15 protein-coding genes are annotated in these 23,223 nt (G+C 45.8%); 5 read left to right on the top strand and 10 right to left on the bottom strand.

The annotated features are described in order from the left end of the window. Positions 1-38 precede the first annotated feature (38 nt). Both pulA and FIV04_RS17435 read right to left on the bottom strand, forming a co-directional pair. Entirely contained in the window at positions 39-4,454 is a 4,416-nt protein-coding gene (gene pulA / locus FIV04_RS17440; protein WP_253895510.1) for a pullulanase-type alpha-1,6-glucosidase, read from the bottom strand. A gap of 334 nt (positions 4,455-4,788) precedes the next feature. Next, positions 4,789-6,558, bottom strand: a complete 1,770-nt coding sequence (locus FIV04_RS17435; protein WP_152469897.1) for an alpha-amylase family protein — start codon at positions 6,556-6,558, stop codon at positions 4,789-4,791. Positions 6,559-6,704: 146 nt separating this feature from the next. On the opposite strand from FIV04_RS17435, the gene FIV04_RS17430 reads away from it, so the two are divergent. Further along, positions 6,705-7,091, top strand: coding sequence for a DUF1294 domain-containing protein (locus FIV04_RS17430; RefSeq protein WP_152469896.1), 387 nt, complete (start codon positions 6,705-6,707; stop codon positions 7,089-7,091). A gap of 28 nt (positions 7,092-7,119) precedes the next feature. On the opposite strand, the gene FIV04_RS17425 is transcribed toward FIV04_RS17430, so the two are convergent. Beyond that, positions 7,120-7,704 (bottom strand): LysE family translocator, encoded by a 585-nt coding sequence (locus tag FIV04_RS17425; RefSeq protein WP_150869929.1) that lies wholly within the window; start codon positions 7,702-7,704, stop codon positions 7,120-7,122. A gap of 128 nt (positions 7,705-7,832) precedes the next feature. Between FIV04_RS17425 and FIV04_RS17420 the strand changes: the two genes are divergently transcribed. The 3 genes from FIV04_RS17420 (at position 7,833) to FIV04_RS17410 (ending at position 10,971) form a co-directional block, all read left to right on the top strand. Next, positions 7,833-8,273 carry an Lrp/AsnC family transcriptional regulator gene (locus FIV04_RS17420; protein WP_032550543.1) on the top strand — a complete coding sequence of 147 codons (441 nt, stop codon included), beginning with the start codon at positions 7,833-7,835 and terminating at the stop codon, positions 8,271-8,273. Between the two features lie 27 nt (positions 8,274-8,300). Continuing rightward, positions 8,301-9,233 carry a LysR family transcriptional regulator gene (locus FIV04_RS17415; RefSeq protein ID WP_152469895.1) on the top strand — a complete coding sequence of 311 codons (933 nt, stop codon included), beginning with the start codon at positions 8,301-8,303 and terminating at the stop codon, positions 9,231-9,233. A gap of 556 nt (positions 9,234-9,789) precedes the next feature. Further along, entirely contained in the window at positions 9,790-10,971 is a 1,182-nt protein-coding gene (locus FIV04_RS17410) for a tetratricopeptide repeat protein (protein ID WP_152470656.1), read from the top strand. A gap of 115 nt (positions 10,972-11,086) precedes the next feature. Here FIV04_RS17410 and sstT read toward each other — a convergent pair whose 3' ends face one another. The 7 genes from sstT to malT form a co-directional block, all read right to left on the bottom strand. Then, positions 11,087-12,307: a serine/threonine transporter SstT gene (gene sstT, locus FIV04_RS17405; protein WP_032550540.1), complete on the bottom strand. Its 1,221-nt coding sequence runs from the start codon at positions 12,305-12,307 to the stop codon at positions 11,087-11,089. A 383-nt stretch (positions 12,308-12,690) separates the two neighbouring features. Beyond that, positions 12,691-13,758: a ribosome small subunit-dependent GTPase A gene (rsgA, locus tag FIV04_RS17400; protein WP_152469894.1), complete on the bottom strand. Its 1,068-nt coding sequence runs from the start codon at positions 13,756-13,758 to the stop codon at positions 12,691-12,693. A 451-nt stretch (positions 13,759-14,209) separates the two neighbouring features. Next, positions 14,210-14,665, bottom strand: a complete 456-nt coding sequence (locus FIV04_RS17395) for a copper chaperone PCu(A)C (protein WP_150896789.1) — start codon at positions 14,663-14,665, stop codon at positions 14,210-14,212. Positions 14,666-14,720: 55 nt separating this feature from the next. Then, the gene (locus FIV04_RS17390; protein WP_032550537.1) at positions 14,721-15,311 is read right to left on the bottom strand and encodes an SCO family protein; all 591 of its coding nucleotides are present in this window, start codon (positions 15,309-15,311) and stop codon (positions 14,721-14,723) included. Next, on the bottom strand, positions 15,308-15,745 hold the full coding sequence (locus FIV04_RS17385) for a hypothetical protein (RefSeq protein WP_152469893.1): 438 nt from the start codon (positions 15,743-15,745) through the stop codon (positions 15,308-15,310). The genes FIV04_RS17390 and FIV04_RS17385 overlap by 4 nt, the downstream gene beginning before the upstream one ends. Positions 15,746-15,960: 215 nt before the next feature. Then, complete coding sequence (locus FIV04_RS17380) at positions 15,961-16,881, bottom strand: DUF368 domain-containing protein (protein ID WP_152469892.1); 921 nt, start codon at positions 16,879-16,881, stop codon at positions 15,961-15,963. A 545-nt stretch (positions 16,882-17,426) separates the two neighbouring features. Continuing rightward, complete coding sequence (gene malT, locus FIV04_RS17375) at positions 17,427-20,135, bottom strand: HTH-type transcriptional regulator MalT (RefSeq protein ID WP_032550533.1); 2,709 nt, start codon at positions 20,133-20,135, stop codon at positions 17,427-17,429. Between the two features lie 567 nt (positions 20,136-20,702). On the opposite strand from malT, the gene FIV04_RS17370 reads away from it, so the two are divergent. Continuing rightward, positions 20,703-23,156, top strand: a complete 2,454-nt coding sequence (locus FIV04_RS17370) for a glycogen/starch/alpha-glucan phosphorylase (protein ID WP_150869935.1) — start codon at positions 20,703-20,705, stop codon at positions 23,154-23,156. Positions 23,157-23,223 lie beyond the last annotated feature (67 nt).

Here is a 23,223-nt window from a genome sequence, read left to right as displayed (position 1 = left end):
ACCTGAGTCAGCGTTTTTTGTAGGCGTTGAACGAGCGATTACTTAGTCGCTGCGATATTAACCTGTTTAGAGATGATATCGAATGTCACTGTGTAAGTGCCTTCGCTTGCAGGCGTAAAGGCTAGGTTGCCACCATTGTCAGTAACGGCAAGTGAACCTTCAGCAACCACGACATCACTGTAGCCATGCTCACACTGTCCCCAATCTCCACAAGTAAACTTGAATTGGAACTCTTGGTTTGCAGCCAGTTCTGCAGTGGTGAAGCTCACCATAGTTGCGTCTTGTGCATTCGTGGTCATCTTCTGTGCATCGTCGTGACCCCAATTACCCGAGATTGTGCCTGGGATGTACCAAGTTTTGTCTTTGTAGCTTTCAGCAAGCTTAGCTTCGACAATTACTGGATTTTCCACATCAGAAGCGTCCAATGAGAACTCATACATACCCATATCAGAGAAGTTTGAAGGACAGTTCTCACCGCCGCAGCTAATTTGCGAGTCCCAATCACCATGCGTGAACTTGTAACCAGTGTCAGAAGCCAAGCCTAACTCGATAGTGTACAAACCGCTGTTGGTGTAAGGCACTTCAATCGCTGCTGGATCCCAGCTAGCTTGCTCGAAGCCGCCTGCAATGTAGACCTTAGTTTTACCAAACGGTGGTAAGTCTGCTTTCTTCTCCGCAACTGGTAGACCTAGGCCGCGTTCAGAACCTCGTGGTTGAACGAAGACTGCAGTAGACCAAGCCGGTACTGAGAACTTGCCTTCAGTGAAGGATGCATTTCCAGCAATACCGTTGTCTTGATGCGCAGCACTCAATTCAAAGTCAGACAGAACAATTGGCTTGCTCTCGTGGTCAACGAAATCTCCGACTGTTTGCGTCTCTGGCGTTGCATTGATGATAACGACAACAGCATCAACTGAGCTGTCGATATCCGCGGTTTGGGTACTGCCGTTATCGATGGTCATTGCGATCACACCGGTCGTTTGACCTTTACCCGTATTACGGAAATCAACACGATTGATGATCTCTTGTGCGCTTGGAAGCGTCATTAGATCTGAGGCAGAACGAAGCATCAACAACTCTTTGTAGTTATTGTACATGCGCTCCATGTGTTCAGCTTGAGGCTGAGAGTTTAGATCCGCAGTTGCACGAGCGATTTGGTCGTAGTTATCCGCATCCTTATCTTTTGCTGGCAGACCTTTGTTCCAGTTACTGTCGGTAAGAGTGAAATCAACGAGGTTGTACCAATCGCCGTAGTCGTACGAGTCACGTTGCATCGATTTTGAACGCAGCAGCTCACCACCCATGTGGTTGAACGGCATTGCTTGACCTAGTAGTACAGTAGACATACCAATGGTCTGCATTTGAACACGTACATCTACGCTAGCATCTTCCGATACCTTGTACATGTTGATGTCCCAGAATGTTTGGTTATCGTGTTTTGATACGTAGTTCTGTACTTCCCATGGTTGCTCTGCGTAACCCGCTTCTTGGCCGTTGTAGTCAATGGATGAACCTACTTGGGTGTTGCCTTCGAAGTCGACCATCTTGAAGTCTTTCAAGTTACCCGCCATACCCAAACGAGTCAGGTCGATTTGGTGTAGCGCGCGCTCTAGCTCGACGTCAGAAACATTACCTTCATCATCGGCTATTAGCTCATTTGGCAGTGTTGCTGCGCCTGTTGCGAAGCCTTGAGTCTTACGAATCGCTTCACCACCATCGAATGGGCTACCGCCTCGAACAGCATCTCTGAGTCGGTCTGAGAAAGAACCGATGCCTGTGCCACCTAGGTTAGGTTGTGTTGCTTGTGTAAAGCGACGGTTGTTTTCAACTTCACCAAAGTTCCAACCTTCACCGTAGAAGTAAACCTCTGGATTGACTTCACGAGCTGCAGCGAGCGTTTGTTGCATTTGAGATAGTGGGTGGTGGCCCATCAAGTCCCAACGGAATGCATCAATCTTGTACGCTTCAACCCAAGTTTGGATGGAATCGTCAATCAGCTTAGCGAACATCGCATGCTCTGGCGCTGTGTTTTCACAACAAGTCGAAGTCTCGACCATACCCGAATCTGGAACCAGACGTTGGTAATATAGCGGTACGACTTTATCGAGTACCGATTTGTCATTCATGCCCGAAGCGTTAGTGTGGTTGTACACCACGTCTACTACCACGTTCATGCCAACATCTTGCTTGACCGATTTAACCATTTCACGGAATTCAAGAATACGTGCGGTACCTTCTGCATCTGTTGCGTAAGAACCTTCTGGTACAGTGTAGTGGAATGGGTCATAGCCCCAGTTGTAAGAGTCGACAGAGCGGACGTACTCGTTAAGGCCTTCTACCACTGCGTTGTCTTTGGTATCAGTCGCTTTAAGCTCTTTAAAGGCTTCGGCGATTGTGCCACCGCTAGTGCAGTAGTCGCTGTAACGGCTGTCGTTCTTAATCGATTCATTCAAAGAGCAAAGCTTGCTGAATGGTTCGTCGATATCTGCCACTTGGCTTGGATCTTCGTTGATGGTTGCGATATCGAATACAGGCATTAAGTGCAGGTGTGTCATGCCCGCGTCACTAAGCTCTTTAAGATGATTCACTGGTACTGAGTTTTGCTCAGTAAACGCTAGGTATTTACCCTTGTTTTCAGTGCTCTTATCACGAGCTGAGAAGTCGCGTACGTGTGACTCGTAGATCACCATATTCGCTAAATCGCCATTGTCTGGGTTTTGTGAGTGTGGGGCATCTAATCCATCCCAACCAGCTGGCTTCAGTTCGTCAGAATCTAGATCCACAGCTTGGCTGTAGAAAGAGTTCATAGATAGGCTGACAGAGTATGGATCTGTTACTTCGTAGCTGTAACCTTTCTGCTCTCTTGGTTGGAAGACCTTCATTGCGTAGCGATAGAATTTGCTGTCTACGCTGTCAGTTTCAACTTCGACACTCCAACTACCTGTTTCTGCGTCTTCGATCATGGTGTGGCGAGAAGCTTCTGATTTGTCACTGTTGTAAACAACCAGCTCAACCTCAGAGGCTGTTGGTGCCCATAAGCGGAACGTCACACCGTCCTCACCATAGATAGGACCGTATTCAAGGTCAGTAGCTGCCTCGGCAAAGATAGCATCCAGTGCACCTGCGTATTGAACCGCTGTTGAAGAGCGCAGTGCTGCTGGCTCGCCTTCAGCACCATCAGAAGAAGCCAGTGCAATTAAGCTGCCCTTCATTAATGAGTTAAGTGATAGCTCTTCTGGTAAGTCAGGAAGTTCGAACGCTGGGTAATCCGCTAAGTGTGGGAATTTGGCTTTTTGAGCGTCTGTGAGTGTTGCACTTGAAAGAACGATAGATGCACCGCTAACGACGCCATCTTCTGATACTTGGTACTCACCATTGGAACTGAACATAATCTGAACTTGGTCAGCTCCGTTACCTGCACTCCAAACCAGTGTTTGGTCGTCAATCAGGATCGCGCCAACACTGTCGATAGTGAACTCAGAAGATGGACCTGCAACCTCAAAGGCTTCACTGCGAGTCGCATAAGACGTTGAGCTACCAGCCATGTAAGTGACAGCTGGATTTTCAGCTTGCCCAGAAATATCGATAACAAGGTCAGCACCAATCAGCTTATCTTTATTGGCATTACGGAAGATGAGATTGAAACATTGGCTTGCATCATCGGTGACAGGAACATACCAAACTGGGCCGAACTCGTCTGAGTCGTCTGGTGTGACACTGGTGTCTTCCCAATCATCATTGAAATAGCTTGGATCGCCAGCTGCACACTTTGAATCGTTCCAGATGTGTAGGTTAAGGTTGCCGTAACCGTCTTTGTCTGCGCCTTCTTCTTTCTTATCGCCTAGAGGATCATAAAGATGAACGGCGAAGTGATTAGCTGGTGGAGCAGGCAACTCATCCGGACGCTGCGCTTCAGGAAGTTTTACATCGGTTCCTTCTTGGTCAAGCCCGTATCCCTTAAGCATGGTGTCCTGACGTGAACCTGAAACCTTCTCACCCGTATGGGTTACACCAACAGTGCTACCCGCATCAGAAGCATCAAGGTTAACCGATGCTTGCTCTGTGGTGCCATCGGTGATCTTACAGCTTCCGGTTGCCTCGCTGGCCGCGACTAGCCAAGTTGGACCAAATTGATCCGAAGATGTCGCAGTAAAGGATTTGTCGCCACATACCAGAGTCCATTTGCTGAAATCTGTCGTGGTATTGGACATGCGCGCCACGTTTGAAGTGGTATCAGCGATGTAGCTTAGTGAAACTTCATTGGCACTTGGAGTTGCAGCTGCGGCTGGCAGATCAACATTAGGTGCGAGTTCCACTTCTCCCGGTACCGATGTACCTGGTGTTGGTGCGGTGTAGCTGCTGTCGTCATCTCCACATGCACTTAGTGCGCTTGCAGCAAGGATTGGCAGCATTGCTTTTGCAAGGGTAGAGAGTTTAAAGTTTTTTGTATTCACGTGTTATATCCATATTAGTTTTATTCTCGATGAATATCGTAATGTTGAATACGGTGATCTATTTGTGAGCCTTATAAACAAAGTTATTTAAAATTAGGAAATTAAAAGTAATTAGTGTCGGAATCACATTTTGTATTAGGCCAAACAATAATTATTTGGATCGATAACACACAAAACGGGTGATTATTTTAAAAAGGCGTAGAAGGGAGGATGAGTAAATAGGATGAGAACTCAGCCTAATTTTTGTGAGATTACTAGCGCTTTATTTACCACTTAATAATTATCAAAAAAAAAGAGCCGTTTGGCTCTTTTATTATTAGTGATAAATATAGAATTAATTGAGTTTCAACACCCAAGCTAATGCGGCTAATGGTTTTAATTCACAACTGAAATAACCGATGCCGTTATCTACCGTGAGTGATTGCGTCTCCAGACCTTCAATTTCCTCTTCCAAAGAGTAAGTCCCGTCAGCTAGGTTCATCGCGGAGATATGCTCTTCAGGGATAGTCACTTTAATCGAATCATTACTTTGCGTTGCAAAGCGACTGGTCGCGATAACTAGCTCATTGGCATCATATCGTAGAAAGGCGTGGCTAGTGTCAGAGAGCTCGCCTTTGGCGAAGAGATCGATGTATTCACCTGTCATCGACGAGTGCTCTAACGTGAAGTTCATGATGCGTTTATAGAAATTACGCAGTGCGATTTCACTTTCATTTAGGAGACCGCCATCAAACTTGCCGTGGTTCATCCATTTCTGGTGTTGTGGCACACCAATGTAATCAAAGATTGAGGTGCGTGACGGCTGGCCAAACCCTGCGTTTTCAGCGCCGGCTTCACCGACTTCTTGACCGAAATAGAGCATGGTTGGAGAGCTACTGATTAAAGCACTCACTAACATAGCAGGCCTTGCCATTTCAGGGTTACCAGCAAACTCCGGCGACGCGACACGCTGCTCATCGTGATTGTCTAAGAAATGCAGCATGTGGTGCTCAATGTCCTGCATCTTACCTTGAATTTCGGGAATGATCGCAGTTGATGCTTTGCCCTGCATGATCTCTTTTAGACCATCATATAGATCGACCTTGTCGTAGAGGTAATCCATCTTACCAAGGCGAATGTAATCTCGGTAGAGATCCGGTTGGTAGACCTCTGCCATCAGGAAGGCATCGGATTTGCGCATTTTAATAGATGAGTTCAAGTAGCTCCAAAACTCGACAGGCACCATCTCTGCCATGTCGTAGCGGAAGCCATCAACACCTTTAGCGATCCAGTACAGCGCAATATCGCGGAACTTAACCCAAGAGCTAGGTACATCAAACTGCTGCCAGTAGTGGTAATGCTCGATGTAGTCTTTGTCTTCATAGCCTTGCGGAAGTTCAGGGAAGTCTTTGCTGCCATCAGGCTTGATACCGTAGTTAATTTTGACCGTTTCATACCAATCGTCGAAGTTAGGTTTAGCCAAACGTGAGCCGTTTCCGGTCCATTTGGCGGGCTTTTCAACGAACGGTACTTCTAGGCTAGGGTGCGCTTCTCCACCAAGTGGCGTAAAGGTTGGGTCGATATCCGGCAGCTCAAACTGGGAATCTGGGATGTAATAGAAGTTATTCTCTCTATGATACTCAACACTGGTATCGTCATTGGCACCGAAGTCTTCAACGCCAGCTGGATTGTGATTACCGCGATACTGACGGGCGACATGGTTTGGTACGATATCGATGATAACTTGTAACCCATTTTCGTGGCTGCGCTTAATGAGAGCCTCAAACTCATCAACGCGCTTTTCCGGGTTATCTGCCAAATCTGGATTGACCGAGTAGTAGTCTTTGACCGCGTAGGGAGAGCCAGCACGGCCTTTGACCACGCTTGGATGATCTTGGGTGATTCCCACTTCTTGGTAGTCATTGATCACTGCGTGATGCGGGACACCGGTATACCAGATATGGGTGATGCCTAGGTCTTTAATTTCAGAAAGTGCTTTGTCGGTAAAATCACTGAATTTACCAACGCCATTCTCTTCAATTGTGCCCCAAGGCTTATTGTTGGTGTTTTGGTTGCCAAACAGCCGTGTAAAGACTTGATAGATGGTATGTTTTTTATTGTACATGGTTATAATTCCTTAACTTCCATCATGTTATGTAGGGATGAGGCGAGTAGGCTAGCGTAAATAACGGGCTTATTACTCATCCTTTCTATAAGAATTCAGGGCGTAGTTATTGAGCTTCGTGAGCTGCTGCGCAAAAGGGGATAACCTTGTCGTCATCATTAAAAATTGTGTTTACCTATCTCTTTATTGTGAGCCTATCGATCGTCTTTTATTCAAGCTCAAAACTGATACTTGGAGGCTATTTATTGATAGGGCTGATGACTTATTTTATTTACGCAAAAGATAAGCGAGCGGCAATAAAAGGTGAGTGGCGTGTCCCTGAGAATACACTTCATTTGCTTGCGTTATGTGGGGGCTGGCTAGGTGCGTTGATAGCCCAGCAGCAGTTTCGACATAAGACTCAAAAACAACCCTTTAAAACGCTGTTTTTCATCTGCTGTGGTCTGAATATTCTAGGGTTTGTGTGGACATTAACGCCTCACGGACAGTCTATGTTGACTCTGCCTCAAGAGGCGCTTTTTAGCTGGTTGTAGATTCAGTAAGAAGTGAATCAGTAAACACTTAAATCATTGGTACGGTCGAAACTAACAGCAACAATGCCATCGCGTAGTTGAAGCCTTTAATGCGTAAGGGAGTCGTCAACCAGTGCTGGAGCTGTTTCCCCGCTGCTGTCCAAAATGTCACGGATGGCAGGTTAGCAAGCGTAAAGATAGCGGCGATGATTGCGAGCTCAACCCATGAGCTGCCAGTGCTGTAAACCGAAATTGCCGTTAATGCCATTGACCATCCTTTCGGGTTAACCCACTGAAAGCTTGCAGCAGCTAGAAACGACATCGGCTTGTAGCTTTCTTTCTCTTCTGCTTTACCGCTGGTGGCAATCTTAATCGCTAAATAAACCAGGTAAGCCAAGCTCAGATATTTCAAAATTTGGTGAATAATAGGGAAGCTGTGGAACAAACCCATTAAGCCAAAGCCGACCAATAGCAGCATAATGGCGAAGCCAAGTGCGATACCCAGCATGTGTGGGATGGTCTTGGTGAAGCCTACATTTGCGCCCGAAGTCATCAACATGATGTTGTTTGGGCCAGGTGTGAAGGTCGAGACAAACGCAAATAACGCGAGTGCGGTAAGTTGTTCAAAAGGCATGGCGTTGTTCCTAAATAGTGAAAATTACAGTTGTGTCTGACCGGTCACGATTCATACTAAGTGGAAAGTCGGGCAATTATGTGCTTTTATTCGAGTTAAATTCATTAATTGCACAATTAAATTCACTTATGGATAGATTTGACGAAAGGATATTGCTTGAGCTAAAAGCGGACGGCAGAGTCTCCAATATTGAGCTCTCGGAGCGCATCGGTTTATCTCCGTCTGCAACATTACGCCGCGTTCAGGAACTAGAGAAACAAGGCGTGATTCAGGGCTATCGTGCCGTGCTCGATAACACCTTAATGGGCGTTGGCTTTATCGCGTATGTTTCTATTGGTTTATCAAGTCACAGCAAAGCAGCGCAGCAAGAGTTTGAAGATCATGTAAGTTTGGAAAAAGAGGTAGTCGAGTGCCATAACATTACTGGAGCGAACGAATACCTGTTGCGGGTGGAAACTCAAGATTTACCCAGCTATAAAAAGTTTCATGCGGATGTGTTGGGTGAGTGCCCTCAAGTACAATCCATCACAACCATGGTGGTGATGGATACGCCGAAAGATGAACGATAACCGAATCTATTTTCTAAAGAGAGTCATGTGTTAAATACCAACCAATTACTTCTGTTCCTTGATGTGGTTCAGCAGGGATCTTTTACCAAAGCGGCAACGCTTCATGACATGGATAATTCGTCTTTGTCTAAGCAGATCAAGCGCTTGGAAGCTGACCTTGGTGTTCAGCTGCTCAATCGATCCACACGATCGTTTTCACTGACTTCTGCGGGTGAAGAGATCTTAGCGCAAGCTCGTGTGCTTCAAGACACCCTAAATCAGATTCAAGGAATTGCCGACTCGTATCAGTCTGAACCTAAAGGTGTATTGCGGATTACCTCTCCAATCTATTTTGGGCAACAGTATTTGCAGCCGATCGTGACTCAATTTATGCGTCGCTATCCCGATGTTCAGATCGTGCTCTCACTGGACGATAAGATTGCGAATATCATTGCGGGCAAAATCGATATCGCCTTCCGTTTCAGTAAGTTGGTTGAATCAAACCTTATCGCCAAGAAGATAGCAGATAGTCACTTTATGCTGGTGGCATCGCACGATTTTATCGCTGAGCATGGTGAGCCACAAACGCCACAGGATCTGTTGTCGTTGCCTGCGATTATTTATACCAACGGTGATATGACGCTCGATCAATTGCGCATTAGTGAGCAACCTAATGGCGATACGTATCAAGTGTTGTCGCTGCAAGGCAATTATAAGGTGAGTGACGTACGCACTATTGTTTCGGGCGTCAGTGATGGGTTGGGTTATGGTTTGTTGGACCAATCGAACCTGCACGCACCAATGAAAGACCTTGGGCTAGTTCAGTTACTTCCTGGGTATCGTATATCAACCGAAGAAACGGCCATCTACGCTGTGTATCCACATAGAAAGCAGACAAAGTTGGTGAAAGAGTTCATTAGCTGTGTCCAAGATTACATTGGCTCGCCGACTATCTGGGAAAGAATGCAGAGCGAAAAATAGTAAGATTAACAAAAACGGTAAGCTTGGGCGGTTTGAGACATGAGTTTCAAGCCGCTTTTTTGTATTTGGTGTCTGCCGAGGAATTTTGGTGCCCCGATTTACAATGTAAAACTGAGCAAAAAAGAGGCGTAAAAATGAGGTGATTAGAGAGAGCCTAGTTGCCACAATGTTACGGTGTAACCTTGTGGCAAAGGTTATTTCTTAAAACTAGCAAATTGCTGATAAACGAAACGATAGCGCAGTAACACTTTCGTGACCTTGAGTAGGGAAATATGCTGAGAGTGAGTATGATGGTTTACAAGGTCAAAGGGTGAGATGGCTGCTTGCTGCAGTGACATCAAGCGAAGGACATAGGTTGGAAGCAATATCACATCACCCACTAGCATTTCATTCTGAACAAATCGGTTTAGCTTCTTATGGCACAAGAATCCTGAGATACTAAACTCATGATGGCTATAGGTTCTTTCTTTAGCCTACTAATCTCCATTTATCGACTAGTATCGATATGAAAATAAACACTAGTTGAACAACAAATAGTTGAGACGTTATGAGCACAATGGGCATCGCTATCGGTGCAACCGCACTTTCTCTGATTTTAGTCGTCATTTGGCTGATCTCTTTATCTCTGAGAAAGCAGCGACTAGAGCAGGAACGTAAGGCTAGAGAGGTCGCTTATCGAAAGGCGATAGAGAAGGCTCGCCTGCAAGAGAAGAAAGACCGCTTGTTCAAAGCTGAGACTGGCCATATCCCTTCAGTCCTCTATTTGGCGAAAGAAGCAGAACGCACCAATATCAAAGAGGCGTTGTATTGGTATGAGAAAGCGGCGCAGCAAGATAATGTCAACGGTATGTATGGCATCGTTCGCCTCAGCATGAAGCGTAAAGAGGACCTGATCTTGAGAGAGCAGGCAAACTTTTGGCAGTTAGCGATTGCTGCATTAGATAACGATTCCGATGCCAAGTTCAATATGGGGCAAGCCTTGATTCACGGTCGAGGTACCACTAAGAACATCCCGAAAGGGTATGCTCTGATTGAAGAAGCAGCCACCAGTGGGCACACCGATGCAATGTTGTTTATGGGCGATTGGTGCCTTGATAAAGACAACTCTGACTACTCTCCAGAAAATGCAGTCGAGTGGTTTCGAATGGCGGCGGATAAGCACGATCTCAACGGAAAGATTAAGTTAGGCCTGAGCTATTTGAATGGTTTAGGTGTCGAGAAAAACCACGGTCAAGGCTGTTATTGGCTAGAGCGAGCTGCGGAGAAGAACAATACCGAAGCCATGTTCCATGCGGGTGAAGCTTGGATTGACCATGGTGAGCACGGTAATGCTATTGCTTACATCTGGCTGTTTTTATCTGCTCACTTTGGTTATGAACCTGCTAAAGCGCAGCGTGACAAAGTCGGAGCTAACCTTGGTGTTGATTCGATCGTTGGATTACAGGCGTTAACCAAGCCTATTATGACCAAGTTATCGCAAGAAGCGGTAACCAAGCACTCTGTAATCAAGGCGCTTAATAAGCTTTATAAACGCAAAGTACCTGTGCCTAAGAAAACAGAAGAGGGTGTCGAAGTGATGCCTGAAGAGATAGCAGAAGACGTCGCACTAGAGCAGCCGACAAAGGAAGTGAGTGATTACACACAAGTCCCGTTTGATGCATCAATCAACAAACCAAGTGATGGTTCCGCTGGTCTCGATTTCAGTCAGTCGACCGTTCAGCCCAATTGGAAGAGCTAGTTTAATATACTCATTGAGTCTCTAGAAAACGAATCTATCAGCGATGTTGGTATAAGAATCGAAGCAAATAAAAAGGGGTAGCCAGTGGCTACCCCTTTGCGATTTTAATCTGAGATTAAGCGTCAGACTTTTGCTGTTCAGCTTTACATACAGCGGCAGTGAATACCACGTCAGTTGAGCTGTTAAGCGCTGTCTCAGCAGAATCTTGAATCACACCGATGATGAAGCCTACCGCTACAACTTGCATTGCTACGTCGTTCGAGATACCGAATAGGCCACACGCTAGTGGGATAAGTAGTAGTGAACCACCCGCAACACCAGAAGCACCACATGCAGATACAGCCGCAACAAGGCTTAGAAGGATCGCTGTGAAGATATCGATTTGGATACCCATAGTGTGTACAGCAGCTAGTGTTAGAACAGTAATTGTGATTGCAGCACCAGCCATGTTGATGGTTGCGCCTAGTGGGATAGATACAGAGTAAGTATCTTCGTCTAGGTTAAGCTTCTTACATAGGTTCATGTTTACAGGGATGTTTGCTGCACTTGAACGCGTGAAGAATGCCGTTACACCAGATTCACGTAGACATTGAAGAACCAGTGGGTAAGGGTTCTGCTTAGTCTTAACAAATACGATGATTGGGTTGATAACCAATGCGATGATCAGCATAGAGCTTAGTAGTACAGCCAGTAGTTGACCGTAGCTTGCTAGTGCTTCGAAGCCAGTTGTCGCAAATGTTGCAGATACTAGACCGAAAATACCGAAAGGTGCTAGACGGATAATGAAGCGAACAATGTGTGAAACACTGTGGCTTAGGTCTTCGAATACCGCTTTGGTTGTCGCTGAAGCGTGGTGTAGAGCAAGGCCGAGACCGATCGCCCATGCAAGGATACCGATGTAGTTTGCGTTCATCAGTGCATTTACTGGGTTATCAACCAGTTTGAATAGCAGTGTTTGTAGAACTTCTGTGATGCCCTGAGGAGGGTTTGCACCTTCAGCACCAGCAACCAGAGTTAGAGTCGTTGGGAACATGAAGCTCAGAACTACAGCCGTTAGAGCAGCAGAGAAGGTACCAATCAAGTAAAGCACAATGATTGGGCGCATGTGGGTATGCTGACCTTTCTTTTGGTTAGCGATAGAAGCTGCAACAAGAATGAATACTAAAATTGGGGCTACAGCTTTTAACGCACCTACGAACAGACTACCTAGTAGACCTGCATCTTGAGCCGCCGAAGGCGAGAACATGGCGAGAACGACACCGAATACAATACCAGCAAGGATCTGTAGAACGAGATTTCCACGAGCGATGCGGGCGAACATGTTGTGATTTTGCATAAATTACCTGCAATTGTTAACTTATTATAGTGATATTTCTTTTATAAAATGGAACCATTTCGAACTATACACTAGTCGAATGGGCGGTCATATTAGCTTGATTAATCTCAGTGTCTAGGATTAGTTTCATTTTGGTGTGATTGTTTGCGCTGTGTGGGTGTTTTAGCTCTAATTGTTAAATTTATGTATGTAATCTAAGATATAAATCTTTACAAATATGGATATGCAGTTGATGTGTCTGTGGTTGTGATTGGCAAGGAATGGTTATGCAAACTATGTATGCATAATTGATATCTTGGATGTAAAAATGCTGCCAAGCGATCTCTCACTGGCAGCATAGTTTGCTTTATCTTTGTCTGCTACTTGATGACTAAGTATGCATATTAATCATCGAACTGTTTTCGATGACGGCTTTCATTCTGCACACTGCGATACATCTTAGTTAGCTGTTTAAAATTTGCACGCTGCTGCGCTAACGTCGCACTGTTTCTCGCTTGTTCACGGAGCAGTTTCTGGTAGTTGTGGAACCGACGCTCTGTTAAATCGCCATTTTCGAGTGCTTGTTGAATCGCACACCCTGGTTCAGATTGATGTTGGCAATCTGAGAAGTGACAATTCGTAGCAAGCTCTTCGATGTCGGCAAAGGTTTCACTGACACCTTCGGCACAATCAGAAAGTTGCAGCTCTCGCATTCCTGGAGTATCGATCAACAAACCACCGTCTTTCAGCAAATGAAGTGAACGTGATGTGGTTGTGTGTCGACCTTTGCTGTCGTCTTCACGAATCCCACCCGTCGCTTGAGCTTGCTCAGCCATCAGAGAGTTGACGATAGTCGACTTACCTACTCCCGATGAGCCCATCAAAGCGACAGTCGCACCAGATGTACACCATGGTGCGAGTACCTGAACTGACTCTAAATCAAGTCCGTTGACGGTCTCGATCATGAGTAACGGATCCAGGCTCTGAACTTGGCTTACTTTGGTCTCCCAGTCGTCACATAAGTCTTTTTTGGTTAAGACGATGACAGGTTCCACTTTCGCTTCATTAGCTAGTGCTAAGTAACGCTCAATGCGGCTTAGATTGAAATCGTGGTTCAAGGATACGACGATAAACACGGTCGTAACGTTGGCCGATATCAATTGCTCCGCTACTCGAGTACCTGAAGCCTTACGGCTGAACAGTGACTGGCGCTCCAATAATCGCTCAAATTGTTGGTTGGGTTTGAGTATCACCCAGTCGCCAACTGTCATTGCGGGCAAAGCATGGTGAATCGCGAGATGGATTTCACCCTGCTCAGAAGCAAGTGTATAGCCACTTCGGTGATGTGCGATGACGCGAGCTGCGAAGTTTTCTTGCTCGTAATCTTCAAGTGTTAGCTGTTGTTGAAAAATAGGTTTCCATCCAAGTTGCGAGATTGAAATTGGATCGGAAAATGCGTTTTTAGAATTCATTGCTATACCTCGACATACAATTCGCGACTTTGGCGCTATTGCGATGTCAAAAAATGAGAATATGGGTCGAATTCAATAGATAGGACCCCGGGTTTTGTGCTTGTCTGCAGCGCAAACCGGGTAAAAGAAGTGGTCATTAGATTTTTCAGCCCAGTGTGAATGATGTTTACACCATGCTGGATAACAAGTTACAGATATATACGAAGTAACTTATTGGTCGTAAGGGAAAGTAAGTGGTTGTTGCCTTACGAGTAGTACGCTTCTTTTACTACGGGCGCTAGTGGGTTCATTACAATCATGGACGTTCTCCTTGGTGAGTTAATGACAGTAGTGAGTATAACGTAATGTCATACCACTCGACTCTAAATTGCTTGGCGACTTTAACAAAAAACCATGACAACGAGAAGCTGTCATGGTCAATTATTATGCGAAACTGAATGGAAACTCTAACTTAATGATGAGAATGGTCCATTTTCTTCATGCCATTCATCACTTTTTTGACAGGAACTTCGACGGTTTGGGCGTCGCCGTTCGCGTAATTGAGGGTTAGAGTGATGCTTTGCCCTTCCTCAAGGCGAGCAGCTAAATCAAATAACATGATGTGTAGGCTTCCCGGCTTCAGCTCTGTGCTGCCATGCGCTGGGATTTGAATGCTTTCAACCTGGCGCATTTTCATGACCTCACCTTCCATGATGACATCATGAAGTTCTACTTTCCCAGCTGCTGGTGTCGAGGCAGAGACAAGCGTGCGATCTGCATCGTTGTGGTTCATCAGAGTGGTAAAAACAGCGCTATTTACAGCAGAAGGTGGCATTGCGCGTGCGTAGGCGTCATGAATCATAACGTCACTTGCTTGAGCAACTGAAGAAAGCAGCATACCTGCTAATGCGAGGGCTTTTAGTTTCATTATACTTGGTTCCCTAAACAATCTAATTGAATCGGTTAACGGCTATCGCTAGGCGTTATAGCTTTTTGATTGCATCAACAATCGGTGCTGGCGTAAGTGTATGTGGAACCTTAGTAATCAAGGTACCATCAGGTTTTAAAAAGTAGAAGTAAGAGCTGTGGTCGAGTGTGTACTCAAGCTCTGAGCCTTCTAATTCTGACTTACGGAAAATCACGCCGTAGTTATGAGCCAGCGCAGTTGTGATATCAAGAGGGCCGCTTAATCCTTCCATATTCGGATGGAAGTATTGCGCGTATTCATAAGATGCTTCTGCAGCATCACGTTCAGGGTCCAACGAGATAAACATCGGGCGAACGTTCGCGACTTCTTCTTCAGATAGCTGATTGAGCGCCCCAGCCAACATGGCTAGTGACGTTGGGCAAACGTCTGGGCAGCGTGTGAAGCCAAAGTACACAATGCGCACTCGAGAATCATTTTCATCGAAGATCTCTACGGGTTGGTTATCTTTACCAAACAGAGTAGTTGCTGAGATCTGTTGCTCTTTCTCTAGCTGCATTTGAGCTTTACTCTGTTCATCAAGGTAGGTTTTGACCCCGAACCCGAGTACGAACGCAACGACTAATGCGAGTGACCAGTTTTTACTCATCTTTCCATCCTTATTGCTGGGTGTACCGTATTATTGCCGTCGGTTAATTCACCGAGCCATGTCATCTTGTCCATGGTACACACAGGTAAAATGACGTCACCTTGGAATGTATTCCCTTCGGTGCGCTTTAATTGAAATCTCGCCGTACCCATCTCCATTTCTAAACCACTGAGTGATAACTGAAGTTGGTCAGAACTGGTGCCACCCCAAGTGACGGTCAGAGTAGCAGGAACCAGAGGTTGAGCAGTATCGTGCTCAAACACCATGGTGACCGAGTCTTGAGCGCACTCTTGCGTGCTCAACATACAGTACTGACTGATGTCTTGCTCTGTTTGAGTGTCTAGCGCGTGATTAACTTGCTCGAGTAGTTGTGGGCCAAAGAAGCCGGCAAGCAGGGCGGCGCTTACCATCGCAACCTTAAGTGCTGGGTGCATAGGGGCTCTCATCATTCCTTATATTAAGGGGCGATGGTATCACAAAGCTCATTACGTGCTTGTATCAAAAAACAATTTTGTGCGGAGGGTAGAAGCTTTGTTGTGGAGATTTATCTGGATATTGGTCATGGATTTTTCGGATATACCAGATACAAAAAAGCGAAGCTGCTTGCTTCGCTTTAGGTGTTTTCTATTAATTTCTGTCTACTGGCTTGTTAATGAGCGTTTCGTTCTGCGAATTTCTCTAGGCCCAGCACCAATAGAATCGCTGCCATCATCATGATTACCGCTAGAACCAATTGTGATGGTTGAGAAGTAATGGATTCAAATTCAAATGGAGAAAGATTCTCTTGAATCAATGGCACTTGCTCGCCCTTGGAGTTAGTGCGCCAGCTGATGGTCTCTTTCCAAGGCCAGATTTTTGGCAGGGTGCCAATCATCAAACCGGTGAGGAACACTAAAGTTACATCTCTAAATGAACGCAGTAGCCAAGAGAGAACGTGAGAGAAGCTTAAAAGACCAATCACACATCCAGAAAGAAACAGCAGTAGGATGTCAATTTGGAAACCTTTTACGGCAGCAAGTACAGGTGTGTACATGCCGATAAGTAGCAAAATGAAACTGCCGGAGATACCTGGAAGGATCATCGCACAGATTGCAATCGCACCTGCAAGCATGACATTAATGCTGGTCGGTTCCATGTGCAGCGGTTTAAGAACCGTAATGCTATAAGCAAAAGCAACGCCGAGTAACAGAAATAGACCACGTATTGCATCGCGCTTCTCAACTTGCTTAAGAATATGGAACACAGAGACCAAGATCAGACCGAAGAAGAAAGACCATAATGGCACCGGGTGGGCGACCAGTAACCAAGAGATCAGTTTTGCTAAGGTAGCGATGCTAGTGAATACGCCACCAAATAGAGCGATTAAGAAGAAGCCATTGATGTGATTGAATGCAGCTTTAAAGCCTTCACGTTTCCAAATACCTAACACACTAGGGTTGATTCGACGAATGCTTTCTAAAAGCGTGTCATAAATGCCAGTAATAAAAGCAATGGTGCCACCCGATACACCAGGCACAACATCTGCTGCACCCATCGCCATGCCTTTAAAGAAAGTACTTAAGTAGTTCATTTGTCTCTGAGAGTTAATAATGGTTTGGTGCAGTATACAAACTTTGGTGTAAAAAAAGTATGAATATGCAATCGAGGACGTCACTTTAATTCTTAGTCCACGGAGACGGTATGGATTGTGTCATCACATTCATTCTGGGAAGCAAAGTAATAAACCTTGCATCCTATTTTGACTCGCATTATTACCGAATCAAATGAAATTGATTTCTTATTCATATTGCGCGCGTTTGCATTATGCAATTGCATTTTGCATATTAAGAGTCGTTTAGAGAGTCGTTTTTGCGATATTCCCCCAAAAAACTGTGTTTTAAAAGTTGGCACGCATCCTGCTTTATACCAAGTGACCCTTCTTAAGCCGAGGGTCACCTAGCCAACTGACGTTGTTAGTGAACCTGAATTTTGTTCACACATATATAGAGCCAATCGCGGATATTGCGGTTGGCTATTTTTTTGTCTGTAAGTTGGTGTTGCCTGTTTTATAAGCAAAAAAAAAGCTAGCCACCATCGGCGACTAGCTGTCTCTTTTCTTCGATTCTCGAATCTTCTTTAGTATCCCATTAACTGCAATAAGTTCTCAGCGGTACTGATCGCTTCTTTACGGTTGGCGATATTCAGCTTTTGATACAAGTTACGAATATGAGTCTTGATGGTTGTACCTGCCACATCAAGTTCTTGTGCGATCTGTTCGTTACTAAAGCCCGAGTAGATTAGGCCAAGTACCTGCCATTCACGTTGTGTGAGCGGGCTAGTACGCACTAGTTCAGGAATGTTAGGGTGGTTGACCAAGTTTTCTACAAAGTCTTCATCGAAGTGTACAGAGCGACTACGCTGAGTGGTTGAGATGTCTTTCATGATCTGTTGCGCACGGTGACGCTCTAGATCGCCTAGGCCAGGTTTATTACTCAGCTTATCAAGAATGTGGCCAATCGTTGAACCATCAACAAGGAAGTTGCCGACCATACCCGTTTGGTTGGTCATGTGCAGTGCTTCTTCAAGCAGTACACGAGCGCTCTCTTCGTCGTTGGTTTGAATACGCAATACAGCCTCAACAATCAAGTTGCGGTTGGTGTCAGTGACAAGATGAGATCGTTTTGCCTCACTCTTCAAGAATACCAGTGCCTCTTCTGCCTCTTCAAACTGCTCCAACATGATGTGTGCACGTACAATATTACGCCACTGTAGTTGGCAGAAGTGGTTGCTCGCTGATTCAGGGCGAACCGCAACGTTCAACCAATCTTGAATCGAATCTTTATCTCCTTTCACTTGCCAGAAAAGCAGCAGTGAAAGAGAGGCGTTGGCTGTCCAATCTACGTGATAAGTGGACTGGCGCAGAAGGTGTTGAATCTGGTCGATAAACTTCGCAGCTTTATCAATTTCGCCGCGGCTGAGTGCAATGCGAGCTAACATCGAGTAGCTGTGCAGGTGCTTACTTGGCGAGTGGTGACCGAGAATATCTAGTCCTTTGTAGCAACACTCTTCCGCTTCGTCTAAACGGTTCCAACACCAACAAATCTGAGCACGCACACGCAGTAGGAATTCATGAAGCGGTACGTACTGGAGTTGGTGCTCTTCGATAAGCTTGAAGGCACTGTCTTGCAGTTCGAATGCCGCTTGAACGTAACCCTGTGCGATCAGAATTTCGCTCTGTTGCAGAATCGCCCACAGTGCTTGATGGTAAACCTGATATTGGCGCGCGAGTTTTTCGGTTTGCTGCATCATTGGCAATGCTCGGCTTAAGTTACCCATTACGTGGTTAACTTCACCCACGACAGAGGTGGCAACAATACGGCTACGGTAAACGGTGGTATTAAGCTGGCTTAGCGCTAACTCTGCGAGCTCGAGTGCTTTTTCAGGTTCGTTACTGTTAATAGCCACTTGTGCTCGGAGTGCGTTGTATTGACCTTGCTGCTGGGTATCAAGCTCAATATTACGGGCTTGATATTGAGACTCTGCCTCTTCTAGCAGTGTGCCTACTTGGTCGTAACGGTGTTGGCTCTGCGCTAACCAAGCACGTAGCATCGAAAGCTTAGGATCGCTGTAAAGCTGATCTGGCGTGAGTTGCTTGATCGCCATCTCTAACGAAGAGAGTTCGCCTTGGTTAAACATTTGCCAGCCGTGTGTACCTAAGATCTGGACGATTAACTCAGCATTGTTTGCTCTTTGTGCATGACGAAGAGCTTGATGAGGCGTGTCCTGTTTTAACCAAGCTTGAGCGGCAGCGTTATGCAGTTCAGCTTCTTGCTGTGGGATACGCGCTTGACGCTCGTGAGCCAAAAACTCACCGAATAGATTGTGGAAGCGGTACCAGTTTTTCTCACCCTCTAATGGGTAGATAAACAACCCAAATCGGTTGAGGGACTCAATCATCCCCAATGCGTCTTCACGCTGGGTCAGTGCGCACACCAACTCATCATTAAAGTGGTCGAGTACAGAGCACTGCATTAAGAAGTGGCGAGTCTCTTTGTCCAGCAGGTCGAAGACTTCTTCCACTAAGTAATCCCAGAGGTGGGCGTGGTTAAAGTGAGAAACGGATTCCGCCGATTGAGCAAGTGTACGTTTTTGATGTTGCGCTTGCAGGGCAATCAATTGAAGTGCAGAAGGCCAGCCCTCAACATAGGCACAGATACTACCCGCAGTCGTGTCATCGACGCCGTCCGTAACTCGTTGGTTGAAGAAGCGTGTTGTCTCTTCTGTATCGAATGCTAATGAATCGTTGCCTAGCTCAATCATCAGATCGCGAACGCGTAAGTTTGCTGTACCGAGCGGTGGCGTGCCGCGACTTGTGACAACAAGCGTTAGGTTATCTGGCATGTGCTTTAAGAAGAAACGCATCGCTTCATGCACATCGTCATTGTTAACAAGGTGGTAGTCATCAAGCACAAGGAAGCACTCATGATGAAAGTTCGCCATTTCAGCGAATACTTCACTTAGCAAAGAGTGCAGTGATGAGAACTGACGCTTTTCCGCTAACTTTTGTGCGTTAGGACAGGCGTTTTGCGTTGCTTTATTAAGAGACTGCAGCAGGTAGTTGATGAAACGGAAGGCATCATTGTCACTGTCGTCAATGCTGTACCAACCTACATTGGGTTTATCAACCAACCACTGAGCGGCCATGGTGGTTTTTCCATAGCCTGCGGGAGAGCGGAATAATACGAGCTTATAGCAGTCGGCATTTTGCAGCAGATCTAATACGCGTGGTCTTAAGATTGCGTTGTGTAATCGCCCCGGGCGAGTCAGTTTAGACGGGATCCACATGTCGAAGGTTACCTATTCCATGGCTCTTGTCTTTATGAGGAGAGTCGATTGCGTATAACCGACCATCAAAACAAAAGCCGTTATGAATTAATTCTGAAGCTATGTTACGTGAAGAAAAATGGCCCAGACCATGATCAGCCTCAGAAACCTTGCACTGTGGCATATTTTGACCCAACTACGCCCTTTAATTGTGATGTTTGTCACTAAATGGGGTGGTTTGTGATCGTGATGTTGCTCGTTTCTACACATGAATTTGTGAAAAAGATGAGAACATGAAAAATATTTCGTGATCTAAATATCAGAACTCGCAAGAAAGTGAAAATAGGTAAACAAAAAATTCATCATTCAAAGTTAAGTTATGGAACGGGGGCTTGTGATCATAATCACTCCAATTTTTTATTCTGGAGCTGAACATGAGATTTAGATCACTAACCCAACGTCAGTACGCCCCCTACGCCCTTTCATCTACTCCTAGTCAGCCGTTAGGCCGGGATGATGTTTAGTTAATTGTGACCATGCACGATATGTCACAGATGAATTAGAACAAATAAAAGCGAGATTTCTGAAATGAAAGCAACTCAGCAAAAAACTTTTGATAAAGTGTCGTTCCAAGAAAGTGTTAAGAAACACCTATCTGCAACCTACGCAACAACAGTAGAAGCTGCGGACAGCCGCGCATGGTACCTAGCAATGGGCCGTGCTCTAGCAGAACTGACAACATTTGATCTGCTTGCTACTGAAAATGATGAGAAGATTAAGAACGCTAAGAGCGTTAACTACCTATCTCTAGAGTTCCTAATTGGCCGTCTAACAGGTAACAACCTGATCAGCATGGGTCTTTATGAGCAAATCACTCACGCGATGGAAGAGCTAGGTCAAAACCTAACGGATCTTCTAGAAGAAGAACGCGACCCATCACTAGGTAACGGTGGTCTAGGTCGTCTAGCAGCATGTTTCATGGACTCTTGTGCAGCACAAGAATTCCCAACTGTAGGTTACGGCCTACACTACGAATACGGCCTATTTAAACAGTCTTTCGAAGACGGTCGTCAAAAAGAAGCTCCAGATGCATGGCGTGGCGTTGAAGGCTACCCATGGGAAGTGGCTCGTCCAGAACTAGCACAAGAAATCGGCTTCTACGGTCACGTTGAAGTGGTTGAAGAGAACGGTAAGCAAGTTCGTAAATGGGTTCCAGGTATGTCTGTTAAAGCAATGCCTTGGGATCTACCAATCGTTGGTTACGAGTCAGACACAGTTTACCCACTGCGTCTTTGGGAATGTCAGGCTATCGCGCCATTCTCACTAGCAAGCTTCAACAACGGTGACTACTTCGAAGCACAACACGCGCTAATCGATGCTGGTAACATCACTAAAGTTCTATACCCGAACGACAACCACGAAAAAGGTAAGACTCTTCGTCTAATGCAGCAGTACTTCCACTCTGCAGCGTCTGTTCGCGATATTCTACGTCGTCACGAAGCAGCAGGTTTTGCTCTAGCGGATCTACCTAAGCAAGAGACTATCCAGCTGAACGATACGCACCCAACAATCGCTATCCCAGAGCTAATGCGCATCCTTATCGATGAGAAAGGCCTAGATTGGGATACTGCTTGGGACATCAGTGCAAACACGTTCGCTTACACGAACCACACACTGCTTCCTGAAGCTCTTGAGACTTGGTCTGAGTCGCTAATCCAGCGTCTACTTCCACGTCACATGGAAATCATTTTTGAAATCAACCACCGCTTCCTACAAGAAGTTCGTAAGATGTGGCCTGGTGATGGTGAGAAGCAAGCTAAGCTGTCTATCATCCAAGAAGGTTTCCACCGCATGGTTCGCATGGCAAACCTATGTGTAATCGGCTCTTACAAAGTAAACGGTGTAGCAGCGCTTCACTCTCAGCTAGTTAAGAAAGACCTATTCCCTGAGTTCAACGAGATCTTCCCAGGCAAACTGACTAACGTAACAAACGGTATCACGCCACGTCGTTGGTTGAAGTTCTGTAACCCAGGCCTGTCTGCGCTAATCACAGACAAGATTGGTTCAGAGTGGCCAGCGAAACTTGAGCAGCTAGAAGGTATTGCTAAGTACGCGACAGACGCGAAATTCCAAAAAGAATTCATGGCTGTTAAGAAAGAAAACAAACAGCGTCTTGCTGATTGGGTTCAAGAGAACATGGGTATCGAGCTAGATACTAACGCTATCTTCGACGTACAGATCAAGCGTCTGCACGAGTACAAGCGTCAGCACCTAGACTTGCTACACATTCTATCTCTATACCACCGTATCCTGAACGAACCTGGTTTCGAATGTGAGCCGCGCGTATGTTTCTTTGCTGCGAAAGCAGCACCGGGTTACCACCTAGCGAAAGAGATTATCTTCGCGGTGAACAAGATTGCTGAGAAGATCAACAACGATCCTCGCATTGGCAACAAACTGAAAGTGGTATTCATCCCTGACTACCGTGTAAGCATGGCTGAAATCATTATCCCAGCGGCAGATGTTTCTCAACAAATCTCGCTAGCGGGTAAAGAAGCATCAGGTACGGGTAACATGAAGATGGCTCTAAACGGCGCTCTAACTATCGGTACGATGGATGGTGCGAACGTTGAGATTCGCGAAGAAGTTGGCGAAGAGAACATCTACATCTTCGGCCTAGACGTTGATGGCGTTCAAGCGGTGAAGGCGCAAGGTTACAACCCTTACGACTACTACCACGCAGACCCGCTACTGAAAGCGTCACTTGACCTACTAACGGGTGAAGAGTTCACTCCAGGTCAACCAGGTCTACTACGTGCAACGTTTGATAGCCTACTAGATGGCGGTGACCCATACCTATGTCTAGCGGACTTCGCTTCTTACGTGAAAGCACACGAAGACATGGACAAGCAATACAAAGACCAAGCGGGCTGGGCTAAGAAAGCCATCCTTAACACCGCATTGGTTGGTAAGTTCACATCAGACCGCTCAATCCGCGACTACGTGAACAACATTTGGAAACTAGAAGCGGTTAAACGTTAATAGACCCCAAATAAGCCAAGGCAGTTTCTGCCTTGGCTCAATTAGTTGGCTCAAAGCTAAATTGAAA

The organism is Vibrio sp. THAF190c (assembly GCF_009363355.1).
Taxonomy (GTDB): domain Bacteria; phylum Pseudomonadota; class Gammaproteobacteria; order Enterobacterales; family Vibrionaceae; genus Vibrio; species Vibrio fortis_A.
The sequence above is the reverse complement of the archived record's forward strand: the minus strand, read 5'-3'. Positions and strand labels throughout refer to the sequence as shown.

Coding starts and splice junctions, on each gene's coding strand:
- FIV04_RS17435 (WP_152469897.1), bottom strand. CDS start 6,558: ATGTACAATAAAAAACATACCATCTATCAAGTCTTTACACGGCTGTTT.
- malT (WP_032550533.1), bottom strand. CDS start 20,135: ATGTGGATCCCGTCTAAACTGACTCGCCCGGGGCGATTACACAACGCA.
- sstT (WP_032550540.1), bottom strand. CDS start 12,307: ATGCAAAATCACAACATGTTCGCCCGCATCGCTCGTGGAAATCTCGTT.
- FIV04_RS17420 (WP_032550543.1), top strand. CDS start 7,833: ATGGATAGATTTGACGAAAGGATATTGCTTGAGCTAAAAGCGGACGGC.
- FIV04_RS17410 (WP_152470656.1), top strand. CDS start 9,790: ATGGGCATCGCTATCGGTGCAACCGCACTTTCTCTGATTTTAGTCGTC.
- FIV04_RS17390 (WP_032550537.1), bottom strand. CDS start 15,311: ATGAGTAAAAACTGGTCACTCGCATTAGTCGTTGCGTTCGTACTCGGG.
- FIV04_RS17380 (WP_152469892.1), bottom strand. CDS start 16,881: ATGAACTACTTAAGTACTTTCTTTAAAGGCATGGCGATGGGTGCAGCA.
- FIV04_RS17395 (WP_150896789.1), bottom strand. CDS start 14,665: ATGAAACTAAAAGCCCTCGCATTAGCAGGTATGCTGCTTTCTTCAGTT.
- FIV04_RS17385 (WP_152469893.1), bottom strand. CDS start 15,745: ATGCACCCAGCACTTAAGGTTGCGATGGTAAGCGCCGCCCTGCTTGCC.
- rsgA (WP_152469894.1), bottom strand. CDS start 13,758: ATGAATTCTAAAAACGCATTTTCCGATCCAATTTCAATCTCGCAACTT.
- FIV04_RS17370 (WP_150869935.1), top strand. CDS start 20,703: ATGAAAGCAACTCAGCAAAAAACTTTTGATAAAGTGTCGTTCCAAGAA.
- FIV04_RS17425 (WP_150869929.1), bottom strand. CDS start 7,704: ATGCCTTTTGAACAACTTACCGCACTCGCGTTATTTGCGTTTGTCTCG.